Source organism: Vibrio nitrifigilis (assembly GCF_015686695.1).
In the GTDB taxonomy this organism is placed as follows: Bacteria; Pseudomonadota; Gammaproteobacteria; order Enterobacterales; family Vibrionaceae; genus Vibrio; species Vibrio nitrifigilis.
The window spans coordinates 144,768-163,603 of record NZ_JADPMR010000001.1; the positions used below are offsets into that span (position 1 = coordinate 144,768).

The window sequence follows — 18,836 nt, forward strand, 5'->3', positions numbered from 1 at the left end:
CATGGATATGCTGACTATTTTTAAACAAGGAATGATCCTCGTGGTGATGCTTTCTGCCCCACCGTTACTGGTTGCACTGCTCGTGGGGGTATTAACATCGTTACTGCAAGCGCTGTTTCAAGTGCAAGATCAAACCTTACCCTTTGCAATTAAGTTGGTTTCTGTCGCCATTACATTAGCGCTCACCGGACGCTGGATAGGCGTTGAAATCATCTCATTTGCCAGCCAAGTATTTCGTTTTATCGCGATTGCGGGCCATTAATTATGCCATTTCAGATTATTCCGCATTTAAGTGAATGGATACTGGCAATCAGCCTTGCTATGGCCCGGCTCTTTCCTTGCTTGATCTTTATCCCTGTCTTTTCATTTCATGAGCTCAAAGGCGTACTTCGTTATGCCATCGTGGTGATTTTAGCCCTGTTGGTTGCTCCGGGGATTCGAGCGGCTCTGCCTCATGATCATAGTTGGTTCACTCTGGCGGGTTTGTATGGCAAAGAAGTCATGCTGGGGATTTTACTCGGTGCGGTACTTTCCATTCCCTTCTGGATGTTTGAATCCGTAGGCGCTTTATTTGATAACCAGCGCGGCGCATTGATGGGTGGGCAATTAAACCCAAGTTTGGGGACCGACTTTACCCCGCTTGGTTTTCTCTTTAAACAATCGCTCATTATTTTGATGATCACCACCGGCTCATTTTTAGGCTTGCTGCAAGTCATATGGGACAGCTATATGCTCTGGCCACCAACGGTTTGGTTTCCCATGCCAGCTGGCGATGGTTACGCCACATACTTACACCTACTTTCTATTGCCTTTGGCGATCTCGTCTTGTATGCGTCACCACTAGTGGGATTACTCCTGTTTATCGAATTTGGTTTAGCGATATTGAGTCTCTATAGCCCACAATTACAAGTTTTCATTTTATCCATGCCAATCAAGTGCTTGGTCGGTTTGATGTTCATCGTCATGTACATGCCTAATCTGTTTGATTTTATGACAGTACGTCACCTGTCCTGGGACAGCATGTACCAAAACCTCAGCTTGTTCTTTCGTTCCATTCCTTAATTTCTATTTCTAAAAACATGCAGGAGGCCATCTCTAATGAGTGAGAAGACCGAAAAACCTACCCCCAAAAAACTACGAGACTCGCGTAAAAAAGGTCAGGTCGGGCAAAGCCAAGATGTACCCAAGTTATTAATTGTCGCCGCATTATGTGAAGTGATATTAGCGATGGTCGATAACGGTATGGAAAAAATGCAAGCCTTAGTCAGCCCCCCCATTTCGCTTTTTAATCAACCTTTTGGATATGCAGTTAAAGCCGTTGCTGTGCACTGTTTTACCATCGCAGGTTCATTGATGATTTTAGTTCTCGGTATTGCAGTCATGATGCGACTAGCAGGCGCATGGTTGCAGTTTGGCTTCTTATTCGCGCCAGAAGCGCTCAAATTAGACCCTAACCGCCTTAACCCAGCAAACCAACTTAAAAATATGTTTTCGGGTAAAAAGTTATTCGAATTATTCAACAGTCTTTTAAAAGCCATCGCCCTTGGAGTGCTCATTTATTACCTTCTTTATAATGCTTTAAGTACTTTGTTAAAACTTCCACAAGTTAACTTAGCAATAAGCTGGCAAGTCATTGCACACTTATTCAATAAAATAGAACGAGCCTGCTTGGTGGTATTACTCGTCTTAGCTGGAATGGACTTTGGTATCCAAAAGTACTTTTATCTCAAAGGATTAAAGATGAGTAAAGAAGACATAAAAAACGAATTCAAAAGCTCAGAAGGCGATCCCCACACCAAAAGCCACCGGCGTTCTGAAGCCCGCCGCTTGGCAAATGAAGAGCCGAAAAAAGCAAAGAAAGCGCCCACGCTGGATGACGCAGACATGCTAGTTGTCAACCCGACTCACTTTGCCGTCGCTCTCTATTATCGAGCAGAAGTAACACCACTTCCTCGTATTACAGTTAAAGGTCGTGATGAAGATGCACTCAATTTAATCGAACAAGCCAAAAAGAAAGAAATTCCCGTGATTCGATTTATTTGGTTAGCCCGTACGCTATATAAAGAAGAGGAAGGAAGTTTCATTCCAAGAGAGACATTACGTTATGTAGGGAAAATATACCAGGTATTACATAAATTCGACACCGATGATATTAACGATGCCAATCAACATATCGAAGATATATGAAAACTTAATAAAATATTTATTAATAATTAAATCACTAACCTAATTTAGTGACTTTTATTCCAAATAACGTACGGCAAAATAATTAGAATAAATATTCTAATTAATATTAAACAAGCATTCTCTAATTTTAATAATTAAATATGTAGGAATATCCCTACAGAAATTTAATCCTAAAAAAATACCTAAGAAAAACATTACAAAACATTATGCATATTTTAATTTAAGAATATGATTATTAAGAAAATTAAACAACCTTAAGAACCTTTACATTTATTTACAAGGCAATTCTTATTAAAAAACGTGGTGGAACAATTAATTTTTTTCTCTCACTCATTAAGCATTAATAGGTTATTTATAACTAGAAATTGACTTAATGAGGGTATAAATGAATAACGCAATATCGTTCCAAACAATAACTTCAAATAAAATTGACATAGAAGAACTCTATAAAAGTCAGAATAAAAAACTAAGACGTTTTATTCAAAAAAAGATTTGGCACAATGAAGATGCTGAAGAAATACTACAGCTAACTTATCTCGAAGCCATGCGCTGTAAAGATAAATTCACTGGGAACTCTAAACCTGAAACTTGGCTATTTGGTATCGCCGTAAACTTAACCAGAAATTATTTTAAACAGCACTACGGTCGTACCGTTTTGATGGATGAGATGACCGATACCCTGACTCAAGAGTTACAACACGATTGGGATGAAAATCCAGCCACATTAATTGAAAATGAGCGTTTACTAAACAGAACAATGGAAGCCATTACCCACCTCCCAGATGAAACACAATCGATTTTAAAACTCATTGTTGATGAAGACTTTAGTTATCAAGCCACCGCAGACCAAATTGGTATTCCTATCGGTACAATTCGCTCACGATTATCAAGAGCTCGCCAAACACTCAAACATTACCTTGAACCTGCAACAGTATGAGTGAATGGTTGTCTGTTTCTTCTTTTTTCATCTTCTGCTTAGTTAAGTCATAAGTAAGCAGAAGATGTTCCTTCCATAACCCATTACTTCCTAACGAAAGCCTGAGTTTTTTGGGAACCATCCTTATCAATTAACCACCCAGTAAACAATAACTATCGGATCGAAACACCCTGTATTACCTATAAAAATCCGTTACTTAACCACTGCGTATTACTGAGTTTGTCACGCACAGACAAGGACAAATAACGAGGATATTTCCATGACACCAACTCAAAGCAAAACCAACCAATTTCTTAAACAGTTCTCTCAATCAATTAATACTGATCTTTCCCTAAAAAATGGCGTGTGTGCCATCTATAACCACCTTTCTCAGCAAAGTGCGGTCATCGAGGTTCCCGACTTTAGTGACAACATCATTTTTCACTGCACCCTAATGACATTGCCAATGGAGGTCAGTGCCAACACGATGAAAAAGATGTTACTCCTCAATTTTGAAGTCAGTGCAATGCAGGGATGTTGGCTTGCTATCGATGAGCAACAGCAATTGTGTCTTTGCCATCTATTACCTATCGAGAAGACTGATCAGACGCATTTCAACAACACCCTGATTGGCTTTATAGATCAAGTAAAGAACGTCCGCCCATTTATCTCAGAGTGGTTCCGCGCCCCCGTCACTCACTAAAAGAAATTAACCCGCTTTTACAGGGAACCGAATGCCAAATATCGCCACGTAAATCATGTGGCAGCTCATTGAACATAGCGCCATGTCGATTAATTAAGGAGTGAATTATGTCATCGATAGAAAGTACTCGTCATCGTCTGGATATGCAGTTTGAACGTACCCAGAAAAACATGGATAAACTAGTCACAAATTTAGGCAATGCTTCCCTTGGTGATATCTATGCTTTTAATGCTGCGATGCGCCAAAACGCCACCGCAAGTTGGGCAGTAAACCAAGAACTGCAAGTTAAGCATAATTTGGCAAAAGCCATCATTAATGAAATTCGCTAATGATGTTGTCGGTTTCACAAATCACCACCACGCTGCAACACTGGCTAGAGAGCTCTCAAATCCAACTCGAATTTGAGATCGATAGTCAGTGTCTCAGTTTAATCAAAAAGGGCCAAGTCATTGAATTGCGTCTCGCACTTCCCGCGACCGTGCAACAGATACCAGATCCCACACTTTTTCTCCAACTGAGTGAAGTCGGTATTAATCAATTTAATGGCGTGCCAGCGATTAACGAGCAGCATCAGTACTGTATTATCGATTGGTGCCAACTCACCGATAGTGCTACAGCCGCTTTAGCTCCGTTAGTGACCCAGATTGAAGCCCTGATCAACCAACAACAATGTTGGGCTTCGATGCTCAATCACCAAGTACCTAAGCCGCACTCACGACCTTCACCCCAAGTGGTGCCGTTAAGCCTCTCGCAACAAATGCGGCAATTTTCATCTTCTTAGTCGCCTTTACAGCAAGGATTGATCACCGTGATGGGCTCCTCTACGCAGGTAGCCATATGGATAAAGATTTGACGAGTACACTATGAAAAAAAATATGCATTGGCTCCCTATTTTACTGACCCTACTGATCCTCTGCATCAGCAGCGCAGCGCATGGAGCGACCCCAAAAAAATGGCAAAAAACAGCCTATGCGTTTGAAGCTAACCACACCTCTTTATTAGATGCCCTACACCAGTTTTCAAAAACATTTGGTGTAAAACTTAATATGGGCAATGTCCGTGGCGAGTTGAATGGTAAATTACGTGCTAATTCAGCCACCGATTATCTCAATCGTTTAGCTCTCGAATATCAATTCTTATGGTTTGTGTATAACGGCACGCTATATGTCAGCCCACTAAAAGATCAAACATCAACGACCATCGAAGTCTCTGACGATGCGGTATCAGATCTAAAAAATGCGTTAACTCAAGTCGGCCTGCTCGACAAACGCTTTGGTTGGGGGGAATTACCAGATGAAGGTATCGTGATGGTATCAGGTCCAACCCACTATGTAGAACTGGTTAAAAAATTCAGCAAGAAGAAAAAGACCAAAGCAGAAAAAATGGAAGTGATGGTCTTTCCGCTCAAATACGCCTTAGTCGGCGATCGCAACATCAAGTTTCGCGATAAAAAAATCACCATTCCAGGCATTGCTAGTATGTTGCGCGACTTACTAGAAAATAAGAAAGAAGCCCCGCTAGGAATGAACACGAACAATATGACGTTAGGTAGTAGCCTCCAAGCGCTCGGTAATCTGCAATCACTCGCTCAGCAACGCATGCAAAACAAGATGATGAATAACAGCATGAGCCAAACCATGGTGAATCAAGAGCTTAATAACCAAAAATCAGCAGATTCGAAAATCAGCGCAGATACACGCAATAACGCCGTGTTAATTCGTGATGACATTGATAAACACGACATGTATCAATCCCTAATTAATAAGCTCGATCGCCCACGTAACGTCATCGAAATTGACGCGATCATTCTGGATATTGACAAAAACCGCTTAGATCAACTCGGTATTGATTGGCAAGTTGGTGCGGGTAGCACAGAAGCGGAATTTAATGCCAGTGGAGTGAGCCCATTTCTCTCTACCGGTTCGGCTGCAACCGTTATGATTCAAGACTTTGGCCACTTTTTTGCACAAATTCGTGCACTTGAAAGCGAGGGCGAAGCCTCACTCATCGCTAACCCATCGATTTTGACCATTGAAAACCAACCCGCGGTGATCGATTTTAACGATACCGCCTACATCAGTTCCATTGGCGAAAGGGTGGCGAACGTTTCTCCGGTAACCGCAGGAACCAGCCTTGAAGTCGTGCCGCGCATGATTGAATCCCCGAGCGCTAAACTGATTCAGCTCTCGCTTGATATTGAAGATGGCAAAATTGAATACAACGACAACAGCACAACCCCAACGGTCAACCGTGGCACCATCAGCACCCAAGCGATCATGCAAAGCCAACGCTCATTGGTTGTTGGTGGATTTAAAGTCGAGAGCAATTCACAATCCAACAGCAAAGTGCCGATCTTGGGCGATATTCCGGGATTAGGCAAACTCTTTAGCTACAAAGACAATGATCAATCCAAACGAGAACGCTTATTTATCATCACCCCGCGCCTGGTCGGTAATGAACTTAACCCTCATCAATTTGAACCTGAGCGCAATAACGATGAAGTACAAAAGGCTCTCGATAAAGACCGAGCTAAAAAATTGGGTATCACACGTACACAGGTCGCAAAAGCGCTGACTCAATTAAATAATCTCTATCTACCCGATGGGTTTACCTTAGAAAAAAGCATTCCGTATACCTTAGAGCATTATTGTGAGCGTACGGATGGCGTAACGTTCGACCGCACCAATCGTCAATGGTACGGCGGCAAGAAATTCGCCCTATTGGTCGGCACCGTCACCAATCACACCACCCACTCAGTGCGGTTTGATGAAGCCACGTGTACCCATCGCGATACGTTAGCAGTTGCAGTGAGACCTTCGACTCTGATGGCGCCGGGACAATCTGCAGAAGTGATGATGGCAGTGATTCCACCCGATAATAAGAAAACCACTCGTACCTCGTTATTGGATGTTCAACACTAAGGAAGAACGATGAAATTCAGGATATTGTGCATTGCTGTTATCACGTTATTAGCTGGCTGTACTGCGAAAACCACTAGTCATCAATGTCTTTCCAACCATTGTGATCGAGAGATGTCTTCTCCGACTCAATTGGTCATTTGGTGGGGGCCAGCTCTTCGAGACAAGGTGAATAAAGATGATGACACCACAACCTATGATTTGGGAAAATATGACTGAACAACGCTTACAACAATGGCTGCAAAATGTAGCGCCTCATGCAAACAATCATTTTCCTTTACAACAAGGTCTGTCACTTAGCTGTCAAACCATTCGTGAGCACCGAGCCATTATTTTATGGGTTGAGCAAAGCTATTTTCCTATCCAATGGGTTCAAAATGTATTACGCCAAGTGGGGAATAAACTTGAAAGAGATAGGTATTGCAAACCACTTAATCCACAAAACGGGCACTGGCGTTGGTGGGTAGAAGTGCAACCAGAGATGAATAATAACGATCAACTACGGTTAGTTCAGCAGTTAATCGCAATCACTGAATCAGCACTATAGGTGAGCCGTGATATCATGCTCTCACTTCATACCAACCAACTGAAAACATTGGGTCATTGTTGATTTCGTGTCATAGTATGAGTGTGCCCAAGCAGACGACAAAAGCTTGGGTATGACTGCCCATGTATGGATACTGAGAGGTTGTTATGAAAATCATTAATGCTCGCCTGCGCCATCAACCAGAGCTGTTTACTATTATCTGTGAAGATGGCTATTTTTCGCAGATTACAGCTCAATCCCAAACCATTCACGAAAATGCGGATATAGACGCACAAGGAAAGCTGCTGTGTGCACCGTTTGTGGAGCCTCATATTCACCTCGACGCTGTCATGACGGTCGGAGAGCCACGCTGGAATGAAAGCGGCACGCTCTTTGAAGGTATCGCTTGTTGGGCTGAACGCAAACCCATGCTGACCACAGAAGATGTGCAACACCGCGTAACGAAAGCCGCCCGCCTATTAGCCGATAACGGTGTACAGCATGTCCGCACTCATATTGACGTTACCGATCCTAAGTTAATTGCGTTAAAAGCGATTGTGCCGTTGAAGAAAAAACTGGCACCGTGGATGGATTTACAAATCGTCGCGTTTCCTCAAGAAGGCATTCTTTCTTACCCTAACGGTAAAGAGCTAATGAAACTTGCGGTGGAGATCGGCGCCGATGTTATCGGTGGTATCCCTCACTTTGAGTTTACCCGAGAATATGGTGTGGAATCGATGCGCTGGGTGATGGATTTCGCCCGTCAAAACAACAAATTGGTGGATGTACACTGCGACGAAATTGACGATGAAGCTTCGCGTTTTTTAGAAGTGCTTGCCACTGCAGCATTAGAATCTGGTATGGGGAATCGAGTCACTGCAAGCCATACAACCGCCATGCATTCATACAATAACGCCTATTGTTCGAAACTGTTTCGCTTGTTGAAGATGTCTGACATCAACTTTGTTTCTTGCCCAACCTCCAACATTCATCTGCAGGGTCGATTTGATACGCTACCTAAACGCCGTGGCATTACTCGCATTAAAGAACTGACTGCGGCAGGCATGAATGTCGCGTTAGCCCAAGATTCCATTCAAGATCCTTGGTATAGCCTTGGTAATGGCAAATTATTACGCGAGCTCGACTTCGCGTTACATGCTTGTCATATGATGGGGTATCAAGATTTCAATCATGGACTCGATTTTATCACCGACAACGGCGCAAAAGTGCTACATATCAGTGACCAATATGGTATCGAGGTAGGCAAACCTGCCAACTTTATTATCTTAGATGGGGCTGATGATGTAGAAGTGATTCGCGAACAATCTGAGGTATTGTGGTCAGTGCGTCATGGCGAGCTGCTGCTCTCTCGTACTCCTTCGCAAATAAACCACAGATTCACGCTCTAATTGAGCGGCCCCCATTTCAAAGTGGTAATCACAGACACCTTCGTTGCCAAGGTTACCACTTTACTGAATTCTGTCGGTGGGCGTTAGAGCTTGAAACTTGCTTCCTGCAGAAGTTCGTTTCTATTGTGACGATAAAGTTCGGAACTTACTTTGGACAAAGGTGAGTTTGTGAAAGGAAATCAGGCATAGCTCTGGATTTAAGTAAGCATGAATTAGTCGTCCTGACTAAGAAGGTAGGTAGTTTTTATCAAAGCTCGTAGATTAAAGTCTTAGATACTCACAACACTAATTTGTACTAATTCACTTTCATTGATGACTGCACGCACACTTTTACTGTGTTTCGTAACTGATTTGTTTACTTACGTTCTTTAGTTGCACCCCTACCTTATTAAACGCCTTTTGGACAGTTGTTGAGACGTGCTGGCGGCCTTCCCCCTCTAAAAAGTTTGCTCTATCTTGATTCGTTTCGAATACGCAGACTATTTCTAAGCTTTGTGGAAAAGAAGAGAATTTGACCGTATGAGTCACCCAAAGGAAACCATCGTAGCCTTTTAACGTATCTTCACAAACTTCGGTCAACACCTCTCTAATTAGGTTCTCGACCTTCTTATCTGATTTGCGCATGAAGCAAACTTCCTAATTAACACCTTTAAAACGGCTTTATTCTACATTGTCTTAAACGTTAATGTCATCATTCTAATCTTTAATATCTACCAACATTCCTCTTACTCTATTTCAGGTTCAATAGCTTTTGGGTTACAGGTAACCCTCCTAACCAAAAGATGATGTCGTGACGCAAAAAATTATAATTAACCATTTAAAATCAATAATTTAAAAACAAATCTATAGTTAACAGACCTTTTGACCACCAGCAACCCTTCCTAAACAGGAACCTAATGGTGCACAAAAAAAGGGTATGAGGTAGGAGGAGAATTGGTAAAGAAAAGCGATAAGAAAAAAGCAAAGGTATGCAGTTATGTATGGGGTGACAAAAGGCTAAAAGCGACACTCAACTCTGTCATTAGGGGGAGGCGAAAGCAGAGTGCCACTTACCCTGAAATAGGGAACATAGCCAAATTACTCATTATCAAAAAGTTGTACTAATTCGTGAACTAACCAAGAAGAGGCCAGCAGATCAGCACTGCCACCAGGACTTAGGTGCTTGGCGATCAAATCCTTGTCAAACGCCATCAGTTCACTCTCTATATTATGGTATCGATACCCGCCTAATTCCAGTAATTGGCTTGCTCTATTCTGAACAAATCGTAAACCCGCGATACCACCGCGATTTACCAAATTACTGTCATCATTATTGGCCATGATAACCAGCAATGTATGCCATAACGCTTGCTCAGTAGAAACGCCTTCACTTAGGCATTCACGATACGCTGGCAGTGCGTGATTCATAACAGTACTAAGACCAGATGCGGCTTCACCACGAGCACCAGTCAAACCGTATTGCTGATACATTTTCTCTCCAGCCGTTGCCGCTTCACGCTGAGTACATGCTTTTAGCTCATCGTAAACCAAAAACTGGCAAGACTGACGAATCACCTCTTTGATATGCAGCTCATCGACTTTTAAATTTTTACCTTTTAGCCAACCCACAGCGCCGCAAATTAAGCCCAAGTTAAAAATCATCCCTTTATGCGTATTCACACCGTTGGTAGCTTTAAACATAGCTCGTTCGGCTTCAATACCCACTGGGCGTAACACACTCAGTAAATCGGTAACAGGGGTATGGGCATGATGGGAACCTGAAGCAACAAAACGTTCAAGGTAAGGCACAATTGCATCTGCGCTCGCAATGAATGTAGCTAACGTCATATCATCGTGAGAGCCGTTATTGACGGTATCAACAAGACCCGGTTTTGGCGTGAGGTGCACCTCAAGCATCATCGCGTGATATGCCAGATGCGAGACAAGTTTGGGTAAGCTGAATGCCCGTTTACTTGGTGAAGGAGCAGCCACGGTCACCTCTTGGGGAAAGTCTATCAATAACTCAAGCGTAGCATTCATAGTCATGGGTCATTTCCTCAATTTTCGCTAACAGCGTGGCTAAATCATGACGACGTGAACGAGCGCACACTTTAGCATCCTCGTTGCATATGAGACATCGACGTCTTGCCATCTGTGTCCCTTCGCGAGAGATAATTTTTCCATCAACATCAATAACATCGAGATCCATCAACCGACCTAACGGGTGATTAGACTCAATATTCATCATGGCTTTTTTTAGGAGGGAAGCCGAAGGCGCCTGAATAGAGAAGAAAGCTTCTGGTCCGGTGTTTTCAATCACTTTTTGGCTACCAACAATTGTCCAACCTTGCTGTTGGCACATAGACTTGATCGCTTCTAACCCGGTATTCATCACAATCCGGCTGGATTGATTCATTTTTACAGGACCGGGCATATTGACAGTAAATGAAACAATGGGAAGAGAGTGGCGTTTAAGCCACTCTTGTTGTTGTTTCACCCGAGTCTCTTTACGGTCAAGCATTTCATTTAAGCTCACCTCAGAATCGGTTGAAAATGTCATTACTCTTTTACCTGCTTGATTACATCAATGATAGAACCATCACGGTAGTGAACGAAAGCAACAGTACGTTCTTCAAACTCTAAAGGTTCTGGTTTACCTGTTAGTAGTTCAGCGCGTTGTTGTAGTTCAGCCACTTCCATTACTGGTAGACCAGCCGCAATTAAGCGCTCTTTCACTTCAGGGCGGTTAGGGTTAACTGCGATACCTTGGTCAGTCACCAATACATCGATTGTTGAACCAGGAGTCACAACGTTAGTCACTTTTTCAACGACTGTTGGAATACGACCACGAACTAACGGACAAACGATAACCGCTAGGTTAGCAGCCGCCGCTGTATCACTGTGACCACCGGATGCACCGCGGATTACGCCGTCAGAACCAGTAATAACGTTTACGTTAAATTGAGTATCGATTTCTAGAGCACTCAAGATAACTACGTCTAAGCGATCCACAACCGCACCTTTTGACGATGGGTTAGCGTATTCGTTCGCTGAGATCTCGATGTGGTGAGGGTTACGAGACAATGATTCAGCCGCAACAGAGTCAAAACACTGAACGTCTAACAAGTTCTCGATCAAACCTTCTTCATGTAGGTCAACCATCGTTGCTGTGATGCCACCTAGAGCAAATGATGCGCGAATATCTTGACGAATCATTTTTTCTTTTAGGAAACGAGTCACAGCCAGTGATGCACCGCCTGAACCTGTTTGCATTGAAAAACCGTTGTTGAAGTAACCAGAGTTTTCGATGACGTCTGCACAGTATTTTGCAATCAGAAGTTCACGAGGGTTTTTGGTCATACGAGTGGCATCGCCACCAATTTTGCTTGGGTCGCCAACTTCTTCAACTTGAACAACAGCATCTACGTTGTCTTGGTGAATTGATGCTGGGTACGCTGGATACTCAACCAAAGATTCAGTCAGCATAACCACTTTATCCGCGTACTCTGAGTCTACTTTTGCGTATCCTAGAGAACCACAGATAGATTTACCTTTGAAGCCATTTGCGTTACCAAACTCATCACAACAAGGTACGCCGATAAAGGCCATATCAATGTGGATTTCGCCAGATTGAACCAGGTGTACACGACCACCGTGTGAGTGAATGTGTACAGGCTCTTCTAAAAGACCACGAGAGATTTCGTCAGCCAATTCACCACGAATACCAGAGGTGTAAATTTTAGACACCACACCATTTTTGATGTGTTTTACTAACGGTGCATGAACTGAAGTTAATGAACTTGATGCTAACGTTAGGTTTTTAAGGCCCAACTCTGCAATCACATCCATCACCATATTGATGGTTTTGTCGCCGCCACGGAATGCGTGGTGGAAAGAGATCGTCATGCCATCTTTTAAGCCAAGATCTTTAATTGCTTCAGCGAGAGAAGCTTTCATTTTACGGCTTTTTTTATCTGACTCATTCGCCAAGTGCGGAGTCAACTTCAGAGCTTCAGTGTAAGGAGTTAAAGAATAACGTTCCATCTCTTCAGCAGTGAGGGGATTATTTAAAGTACTAACACTCATGACACTACCTTACTGTTTGATACCAGATTCAGCACGTTGAAGTGTCCAGCGTGCGCGTTCAATGATTGGGCTATCGACCATTTTGCCGTTAAGAGAAACCACACCTAAACCATTAGCTGCTGCTTCTTCTGCTGCTTCAATCACAGCATTTGCGTAATCCACTTCTTTTTGACTAGGTGCAAAAACGTTGTGAACCATGTCGATTTGACGAGGGTTAATCAAAGATTTACCGTCAAAGCCCAGCTGTTTAATGAGTTCAGCTTCTTTTAGGAAGCCTTCTTCGTTATTAGCGTCTGAATAAACAGTATCAAATGCCATGATGCCAGCAGAGCGAGCGGCTTGGAGAATAGAACAACGAGCAAATAACAACTCAATCCCTTCAGGCGAGCGTTGAGTTCTTAAATCGCGAACATAGTCCTCCGCGCCGAGTGCAATACCAATCAAACGTTTTGAGCTGTGGGCAATGTCCACACAGTTATTGATACCTTGTGCGCTTTCAATAGCTGCCAATAGTTTGGTGCTACCGACTTCACGGCCACAAGCAATCTCAATCTGTTCAATGGCTTTTTCCATTTCTATGATGTCATTTGGACCGTCTGTTTTTGGCAAACGAATACAATCAGCACCACCGCGAACAACAGCGTTCAAGTCTTTTAGACCAAATTCTGATTCAAGAGGGTTAACACGAACCACTGTTTCGATGTCTTGGTACATTGGGTGTTGAAGAGCATGGAAAACCAACATACGTGCGGTGTCTTTTTCACGTAGAGACACAGAGTCTTCCAAGTCGAACATTAGCGAGTCTGGCTTATAGATGAAAGTGTTGCTCAGCATTGCTGCGTTAGCACCAGGAACAAACAGCATACTGCGACGAAGTTTAATCATTACATGAGGCTCCAATCGATCTCTTGTTCAGCACAAGCACGTAACACGGCAGCTTGCACGCGCGCTTTGATTACACAATCTAACGCACCCTTATCTTCGATAATGATCTTGGCATCTTCTACTTTCATGTTAGAAAGAGTTTCCAATACAACATTTCGAATCGCTTTACCAAACTGCTGCTCGACGGTACTGTCTAGAGACAAATCAATACCGCCACTCACATTAGGTTCGATACGGACCTGAAGATCACTGGATTCCAGTGTTCCCGCAAACGCGGGGTGAGAAATTTTCATTGGTTCGACCTTGATGAATAGTTTGTAAAAAAAACAACCAGCACTACGTTCACAAAAGCATTAGTGACTAAACGGAGACACAATTCGCTGCATTTTGCGTCGGGGCGATGTAGTGCTGATTGATGTACGAATACGTCGTTTGTGGCACAAGACTTCGCACTGCAGGAATGTCTGCCGTACGCAGTAGGTCACGAACTCTTGACGCCGAAATAGGTTCAGCCCCTTGCTGACACCGTTCTATTTCCACCACTTCGATAGCAGGTCCACCCTTTTCTTCTAGATCTTTTTCCAACCATTGACGCATGGCCTGATTGTAATGACGGGTCACAGGACACAATGGCTCACTACCCACGAAACGATGAGTAATACCAAGCGCAGGAGCAATCGCGTTACGGAAAATTTTAAGATCAAGCGCCGTGTGGGCGTAATTGATCACTTGTTGATCTTTTATGAAGTAAGTGGGGAATGTTACTTTCGAAATAATGTAATCAGAACCGGTGTGAATTGTCAGGTTTTTCAGATGCTCAGTGCCCGCACGAATCATGGCTAGTCGACCGTCAAAGGAGAATTCATTACCTTCTTCTTTAACGGCAAACAGATGAACCCAATCACACTGCTGACACGCTTTCTCAACCAAGTATTGATGACCTAGAGTAAATGGATTGGCATTCATCACAATGCCACCAATGGTATTCCCTTCCACTCTTTTTGCTGAGAGTTCCTGACAATAGGTTTTAAGACGCGAAGAACTGTTTTCCATTAACGCCACATTAGGCTCTACTTTTTCGACTAAGTAAAAACCACATTGGCTGAACATAGGAACATTAGTGGGTTTGGTAAATAAGAACAGATTGAACCGACCTAGCTCGTAAGCCAAATTCGTTAATTCACTCATTAATGTTAAAGCAAACCCTGTGCCTTGCAGTTCGGGGGAAATGGCGATTGACTTCAAAACATTACCTGCCAATCCACCACAGGCAATAATGGTCATATCTTCCTGATAAGCCACTACAAATCGTTCCACATCTTCATCAATCCCTAGATCATGTAGAGACAAAAATTGCCTAACAGCCTGCATTCGTTTGCTCTGCTTGATGGATATCCTAGAAAAAGTGTAACTCTCCAACATCACGTGCCTCACCTATCTCTTTACGGCAGCAATAGTGCTCGGTTTGGACAATAAAAATATCGAGCCGAATCACTTTATTATTCAGAATAAAAGTACTTTATGATTTTAATGTTTTTAATTTTTAAAATACTGAAAAATAAACAAAAATTAATTAAAAACCATAAAAGTCATTGAGACTTTAAACGCCACTTTAATCAATGACAGTTTTCACAAATATCGGGAAATTAATCCCATACATTGAATAGGTGTTATTAACCTGCTGGATAATAAAAATGAACGAAAAAACCCTACATATAAATACAAATGCATCTGCTTCAAGCGGATTTTCATTAAAAGACAGTAAAGTGTTCGGCGTACCTCTACCACTCTTTGCTGTATTAGCCGCTATTATAGCAATTGCACATTTTACCGATACCCTTCCAAGCAATATTGTCGGCGGTTTTGGCTTTATGTTTGTTGTGGGCGCTATATTTGGCGAAATAGGTAAACGACTACCTATTTTTAATAAATATATCGGTGGCGCTCCGGTTATGATTTTCTTAGTCGCCGCTTGGTTTGTCCAAATGGGTTGGCTACATCAAAATGAAATCACGACTGTTAGCCATGTGATGAAAAAAACCGGCTTTTTAAACCTTTTTATCGCCGTTTTAATCACCGGTTCTATTCTTGCGGTTAACCGTAAACTGTTGCTTCGCTCTTTAGCTGGCTACATTCCAACCATCCTTGCTGCTGTTGCTGGTGCTTCTTTACTTGGCATACTAGGTGGTTGGGTTTTTGGTATCAGCCCTGCGAAAATGATGATGATGTACGTACTGCCTATCATGGGTGGTGGTAACGGTGCTGGCGCCATTCCTTTGTCTGAAATTTATGCCTCTGTAACCGGTGGTTCAAAAGAACAATATTACTCTGTCGCTATTGCAATTCTAACGATTGCAAACGTCATTGCGATTGTTGCTGCTGCTGTTTTGAATGGGTTAGGCCAACGATACCCAACAATAACAGGTAACGGTGAATTAATTCGTAATTCAAGCTTTGATGTTAAATCAGAAGAAAAAAGCGTTAACGTAACCCCACGTGAAATTGCAATTGGCTTAATGCTAGCTACTTGTATTTATACGTTTTCTTCTTCTCTATCAAAAGATATTTTGCCAGGTTTTGGTGACGTAAAAATTCATACATTCGCTTATATGGTTATTATCGTCGCTATTATAAACGCGCTTGGCTTATGCTCAGACGAAATCAAAGAGGGTGCAAAACGCTTATCAGCTTTCTTCTCTAAACAACTTCTCTGGGTATTAATGGTGGGGGTTGGTATTGCTTATACTGATCTAGGTGCTGTTATTAGTGCTATCTCTTTCACTAACGTCATTCTAGCTGGCCTAATCGTTGTTGGCGCTATCCTTGGTGCTTCTCTAGGTGGCTGGGCTATGGGCTTCTACCCTGTTGAATCCTCAATCACTGCTGGCCTATGTATGGCTAACCGCGGTGGTTCTGGTGACTTGGAAGTACTGGCTGCTTCTAACCGTATGAGCCTTCTATCTTACGCTCAAATTTCCTCCCGTCTTGGTGGCGGTATCGTACTGGTTATCGCGAGCGTGGTATTTGGCATGTTGATGTAATCACCCCCTTGCTCCACTGGCGCGCTTTGCGCGCCTTTTCTCTCTGTCGGAAAACTTGATATGCAAGAAACATCGTTACTTATGGAAGGCGTTAACCTACTCACCCTCGGGATGGGTTTTGTCTTTATCTTCCTAATCTTTTTAGTCTTTGCGATCACGGTAATGTCTAAGTGTGTTGCGCGTTATGCGCCGCCACCAGCTGCGCCAAAATCGAAAACAAAAACTCAGTCTGCTCCTGTATCTAATCCCGCACAAGATGATCAATTGATCGCAGTATTAACTGCCGCGGTACATCACCACAGAGCTCAAAGACAAGCTAATTAAAAAATACAACAAAGGAGAATTTTGAGATGACTCAGGCAACCAAGCGTGTTGGTATTACTGACGTCGTATTACGCGATGCCCACCAATCTCTTTTTGCAACTCGTCTTCGTCTTGAGGACATGCTTCCTATTGCGGAACAACTCGATGATATCGGTTACTGGTCTCTAGAGTGCTGGGGCGGTGCAACCTTCGATAGTTGTATTCGCTTCCTTGGCGAAGATCCATGGGAACGCCTACGTGCATTAAAGAAAGCAATGCCAAAAACGCCACTACAAATGTTACTACGTGGTCAAAACCTTTTGGGTTACCGTCATTATGCTGATGACGTAGTTGATACATTTGTTGAACGTGCAGTGAAAAACGGCATGGATGTGTTCCGCGTCTTCGATGCGATGAATGACCCTCGTAACATGCAACAAGCCATTCGTGCGGTGAAAAAACAAGGCGCGCATGCACAAGGTACTTTGAGCTACACCACCAGCCCTGCTCACGATTTACAAACATGGGTAAACGTAGCACAAGAGTTAGCTGAAGAAGGTGTTGATTCTATTGCAATTAAAGACATGTCAGGCATTTTAACGCCTTACAAAGCTGCAGAATTAGTCTCTACCCTGAAAAAACAAGTTGATGTTGAATTACACCTTCACTGTCACTCAACAACTGGCATGGCAGATATGACTCTGCTTAAAGCCATCGAAGCAGGTGTCGACCGTGTTGATACCGCTATTTCAAGCATGAGTGGTACTTATGGTCACCCAGCAACTGAATCTTTGGTTGCGACTCTGCAAGGTTCAGGCTACGACACTGGCTTAGATCTGCACAAGCTAGAAAAAATTGCGGCTTACTTCCGTGAAGCGCGCAAAAAATATCATGAATTCGAAGGCATGATGAAAGGCTCTGACTCACGTATTTTGATTGCTCAAGTACCGGGCGGCATGTTAACCAACATGGAAGGCCAGCTAAAACAACAAAATGCCTTGGATAAATTGGATCAAGTACTCGAAGAAATCCCTCGCGTGCGTGAAGATCTTGGTTATATCCCATTGGTCACTCCAACCTCGCAAATTGTCGGTACACAATCTGTTATCAACGTCTTAATGGGTGAGCGTTACAAAACCATCACCAAAGAAACGGCGGGGATTTTAAAAGGTGAATACGGCCGTACTCCTGCACCAGTGAATACCGCTCTTCAAGAACGTGTTCTTGACGGCGGCGAAGCGATCACTTGTCGCCCAGCAGATAAACTGGCACCTGAGATAGTTGAGCTACAACAAAGCGTTATTCAACAAGCCAAAGAAAAAGGCATCCAACTTAGCGACAACGTAATTGATGACGTATTGATGGTCGCTCTATTTGATCAGGTGGCGTGGAAATTCCTCGCAAACCGCAACAACCCAGATGCATTCGAACCTGTACCGCAAGCTAAAACTAAGGAAGAAAAAACCGTGGCGAACTCTAAAGCTCCTGCTGATAACGGCGTTTACACCATTACTGTTAACAACCAAAGCTATGTGGTGAAAGTGACTGAAGGTGGTGATATCAGCCAAGTTTCAGCGGCTCCAGCGGCAGCACCAGTTGCGGCCCCCGCTCCAGCAGCCCCAGTAGGTGCAGGTGAAACAATGAATGCACCTCTTGCTGGTAACATCTGGAAAATTAAAGCAAAACCTGGCGAACAAGTGGCTGAAGGTGATGTATTGTTAATTCTTGAAGCGATGAAAATGGAAACCGAAATCCGCGCACCTCACGCAGGAACTGTAAGCAGTGTTGACGTAAGCGAAGGCGATTCTGTTCAAGTTGGAGATTCTCTGCTGGTTTTAGCGTAATTTAAGGTGAGGTAGTTACCACTATGATGGATAATATCA

The 18,836-nt window shown here is 43.1% G+C and carries 21 protein-coding genes; 14 read left to right on the plus strand and 7 right to left on the minus strand.

Features of this window, described 5'->3' with window-relative positions:
• Position 1 precedes the first annotated feature (1 nt).
• The 11 genes from sctS (at position 2) to codA (ending at position 8,659) form a co-directional block, all read left to right on the plus strand.
• Positions 2–262 carry a type III secretion system export apparatus subunit SctS gene (sctS, locus tag I1A42_RS00635; protein WP_161158530.1) on the plus strand — a complete coding sequence of 87 codons (261 nt, stop codon included), beginning with the start codon at positions 2–4 and terminating at the stop codon, positions 260–262.
• A gap of 2 nt (positions 263–264) precedes the next feature.
• On the plus strand, positions 265–1,062 hold the full coding sequence (gene sctT, locus I1A42_RS00640) for a type III secretion system export apparatus subunit SctT (protein ID WP_196122318.1): 798 nt from the start codon (positions 265–267) through the stop codon (positions 1,060–1,062).
• Between the two features lie 36 nt (positions 1,063–1,098).
• A complete protein-coding gene (sctU, locus tag I1A42_RS00645; RefSeq protein ID WP_196122320.1) occupies positions 1,099–2,187 on the plus strand; it encodes a type III secretion system export apparatus subunit SctU in 1,089 nt (362 codons plus the stop codon).
• Between the two features lie 385 nt (positions 2,188–2,572).
• Positions 2,573–3,124, plus strand: a complete 552-nt coding sequence (locus tag I1A42_RS00650) for an RNA polymerase sigma factor (RefSeq protein WP_196122322.1) — start codon at positions 2,573–2,575, stop codon at positions 3,122–3,124.
• A 259-nt stretch (positions 3,125–3,383) separates the two neighbouring features.
• Positions 3,384–3,806 carry a type III secretion system chaperone gene (locus I1A42_RS00655; protein ID WP_161156715.1) on the plus strand — a complete coding sequence of 141 codons (423 nt, stop codon included), beginning with the start codon at positions 3,384–3,386 and terminating at the stop codon, positions 3,804–3,806.
• A gap of 107 nt (positions 3,807–3,913) precedes the next feature.
• Positions 3,914–4,135, plus strand: a complete 222-nt coding sequence (locus I1A42_RS00660; protein ID WP_161156713.1) for a serine kinase — start codon at positions 3,914–3,916, stop codon at positions 4,133–4,135.
• A complete protein-coding gene (locus I1A42_RS00665; RefSeq protein WP_196122324.1) occupies positions 4,135–4,587 on the plus strand; it encodes a hypothetical protein in 453 nt (150 codons plus the stop codon). The genes I1A42_RS00660 and I1A42_RS00665 overlap by 1 nt, the downstream gene beginning before the upstream one ends.
• 82 nt (positions 4,588–4,669) lie before the next feature.
• The gene (sctC, locus tag I1A42_RS00670; protein WP_196122326.1) at positions 4,670–6,727 is read left to right on the plus strand and encodes a type III secretion system outer membrane ring subunit SctC; all 2,058 of its coding nucleotides are present in this window, start codon (positions 4,670–4,672) and stop codon (positions 6,725–6,727) included.
• Between the two features lie 9 nt (positions 6,728–6,736).
• On the plus strand, positions 6,737–6,943 hold the full coding sequence (gene hrpT, locus I1A42_RS00675; protein ID WP_196122328.1) for an HrpT family type III secretion system protein: 207 nt from the start codon (positions 6,737–6,739) through the stop codon (positions 6,941–6,943).
• Positions 6,903–7,271: a hypothetical protein gene (locus tag I1A42_RS00680; RefSeq protein WP_196122330.1), complete on the plus strand. Its 369-nt coding sequence runs from the start codon at positions 6,903–6,905 to the stop codon at positions 7,269–7,271. Before hrpT ends, I1A42_RS00680 begins: the two co-directional genes overlap by 41 nt.
• 146 nt (positions 7,272–7,417) lie before the next feature.
• Complete coding sequence (gene codA, locus I1A42_RS00685; RefSeq protein WP_196122332.1) at positions 7,418–8,659, plus strand: cytosine deaminase; 1,242 nt, start codon at positions 7,418–7,420, stop codon at positions 8,657–8,659.
• 330 nt (positions 8,660–8,989) lie between these two features.
• On the opposite strand, the gene I1A42_RS00690 is transcribed toward codA, so the two are convergent.
• The 7 genes from I1A42_RS00690 to citC form a co-directional block, all read right to left on the minus strand.
• On the minus strand, positions 8,990–9,283 hold the full coding sequence (locus tag I1A42_RS00690; protein WP_161156700.1) for a Fis family transcriptional regulator: 294 nt from the start codon (positions 9,281–9,283) through the stop codon (positions 8,990–8,992).
• 453 nt (positions 9,284–9,736) lie between these two features.
• A complete protein-coding gene (citG, locus tag I1A42_RS00695; protein WP_196122333.1) occupies positions 9,737–10,684 on the minus strand; it encodes a triphosphoribosyl-dephospho-CoA synthase CitG in 948 nt (315 codons plus the stop codon).
• Positions 10,662–11,198 carry a citrate lyase holo-[acyl-carrier protein] synthase gene (citX, locus tag I1A42_RS00700; protein WP_161156696.1) on the minus strand — a complete coding sequence of 179 codons (537 nt, stop codon included), beginning with the start codon at positions 11,196–11,198 and terminating at the stop codon, positions 10,662–10,664. The genes citG and citX overlap by 23 nt, the downstream gene beginning before the upstream one ends.
• The gene (gene citF / locus I1A42_RS00705) at positions 11,198–12,724 is read right to left on the minus strand and encodes a citrate lyase subunit alpha (protein WP_161156694.1); all 1,527 of its coding nucleotides are present in this window, start codon (positions 12,722–12,724) and stop codon (positions 11,198–11,200) included. The genes citX and citF overlap by 1 nt, the downstream gene beginning before the upstream one ends.
• A 9-nt stretch (positions 12,725–12,733) precedes the next feature.
• Positions 12,734–13,609 carry a citrate (pro-3S)-lyase subunit beta gene (gene citE / locus I1A42_RS00710; RefSeq protein WP_196122335.1) on the minus strand — a complete coding sequence of 292 codons (876 nt, stop codon included), beginning with the start codon at positions 13,607–13,609 and terminating at the stop codon, positions 12,734–12,736.
• The gene (gene citD, locus I1A42_RS00715; protein ID WP_161156690.1) at positions 13,609–13,902 is read right to left on the minus strand and encodes a citrate lyase acyl carrier protein; all 294 of its coding nucleotides are present in this window, start codon (positions 13,900–13,902) and stop codon (positions 13,609–13,611) included. Before citD ends, citE begins: the two co-directional genes overlap by 1 nt.
• A gap of 67 nt (positions 13,903–13,969) precedes the next feature.
• A complete protein-coding gene (gene citC / locus I1A42_RS00720; protein WP_161156722.1) occupies positions 13,970–15,031 on the minus strand; it encodes a [citrate (pro-3S)-lyase] ligase in 1,062 nt (353 codons plus the stop codon).
• Positions 15,032–15,303: 272 nt separating this feature from the next.
• Between citC and citS the strand changes: the two genes are divergently transcribed.
• Genes citS through oadA form a run of 3 tightly spaced genes read left to right on the plus strand, consistent with a single transcriptional unit; the run spans position 15,304 to position 18,797 of the window.
• Positions 15,304–16,650, plus strand: coding sequence for a citrate/sodium symporter CitS (gene citS / locus I1A42_RS00725; protein WP_161156688.1), 1,347 nt, complete (start codon positions 15,304–15,306; stop codon positions 16,648–16,650).
• Positions 16,651–16,710: 60 nt separating this feature from the next.
• On the plus strand, positions 16,711–16,974 hold the full coding sequence (locus tag I1A42_RS00730) for an OadG family protein (RefSeq protein WP_161156686.1): 264 nt from the start codon (positions 16,711–16,713) through the stop codon (positions 16,972–16,974).
• A gap of 26 nt (positions 16,975–17,000) precedes the next feature.
• Entirely contained in the window at positions 17,001–18,797 is a 1,797-nt protein-coding gene (gene oadA, locus I1A42_RS00735) for a sodium-extruding oxaloacetate decarboxylase subunit alpha (RefSeq protein WP_161156684.1), read from the plus strand.
• Positions 18,798–18,836 lie beyond the last annotated feature (39 nt).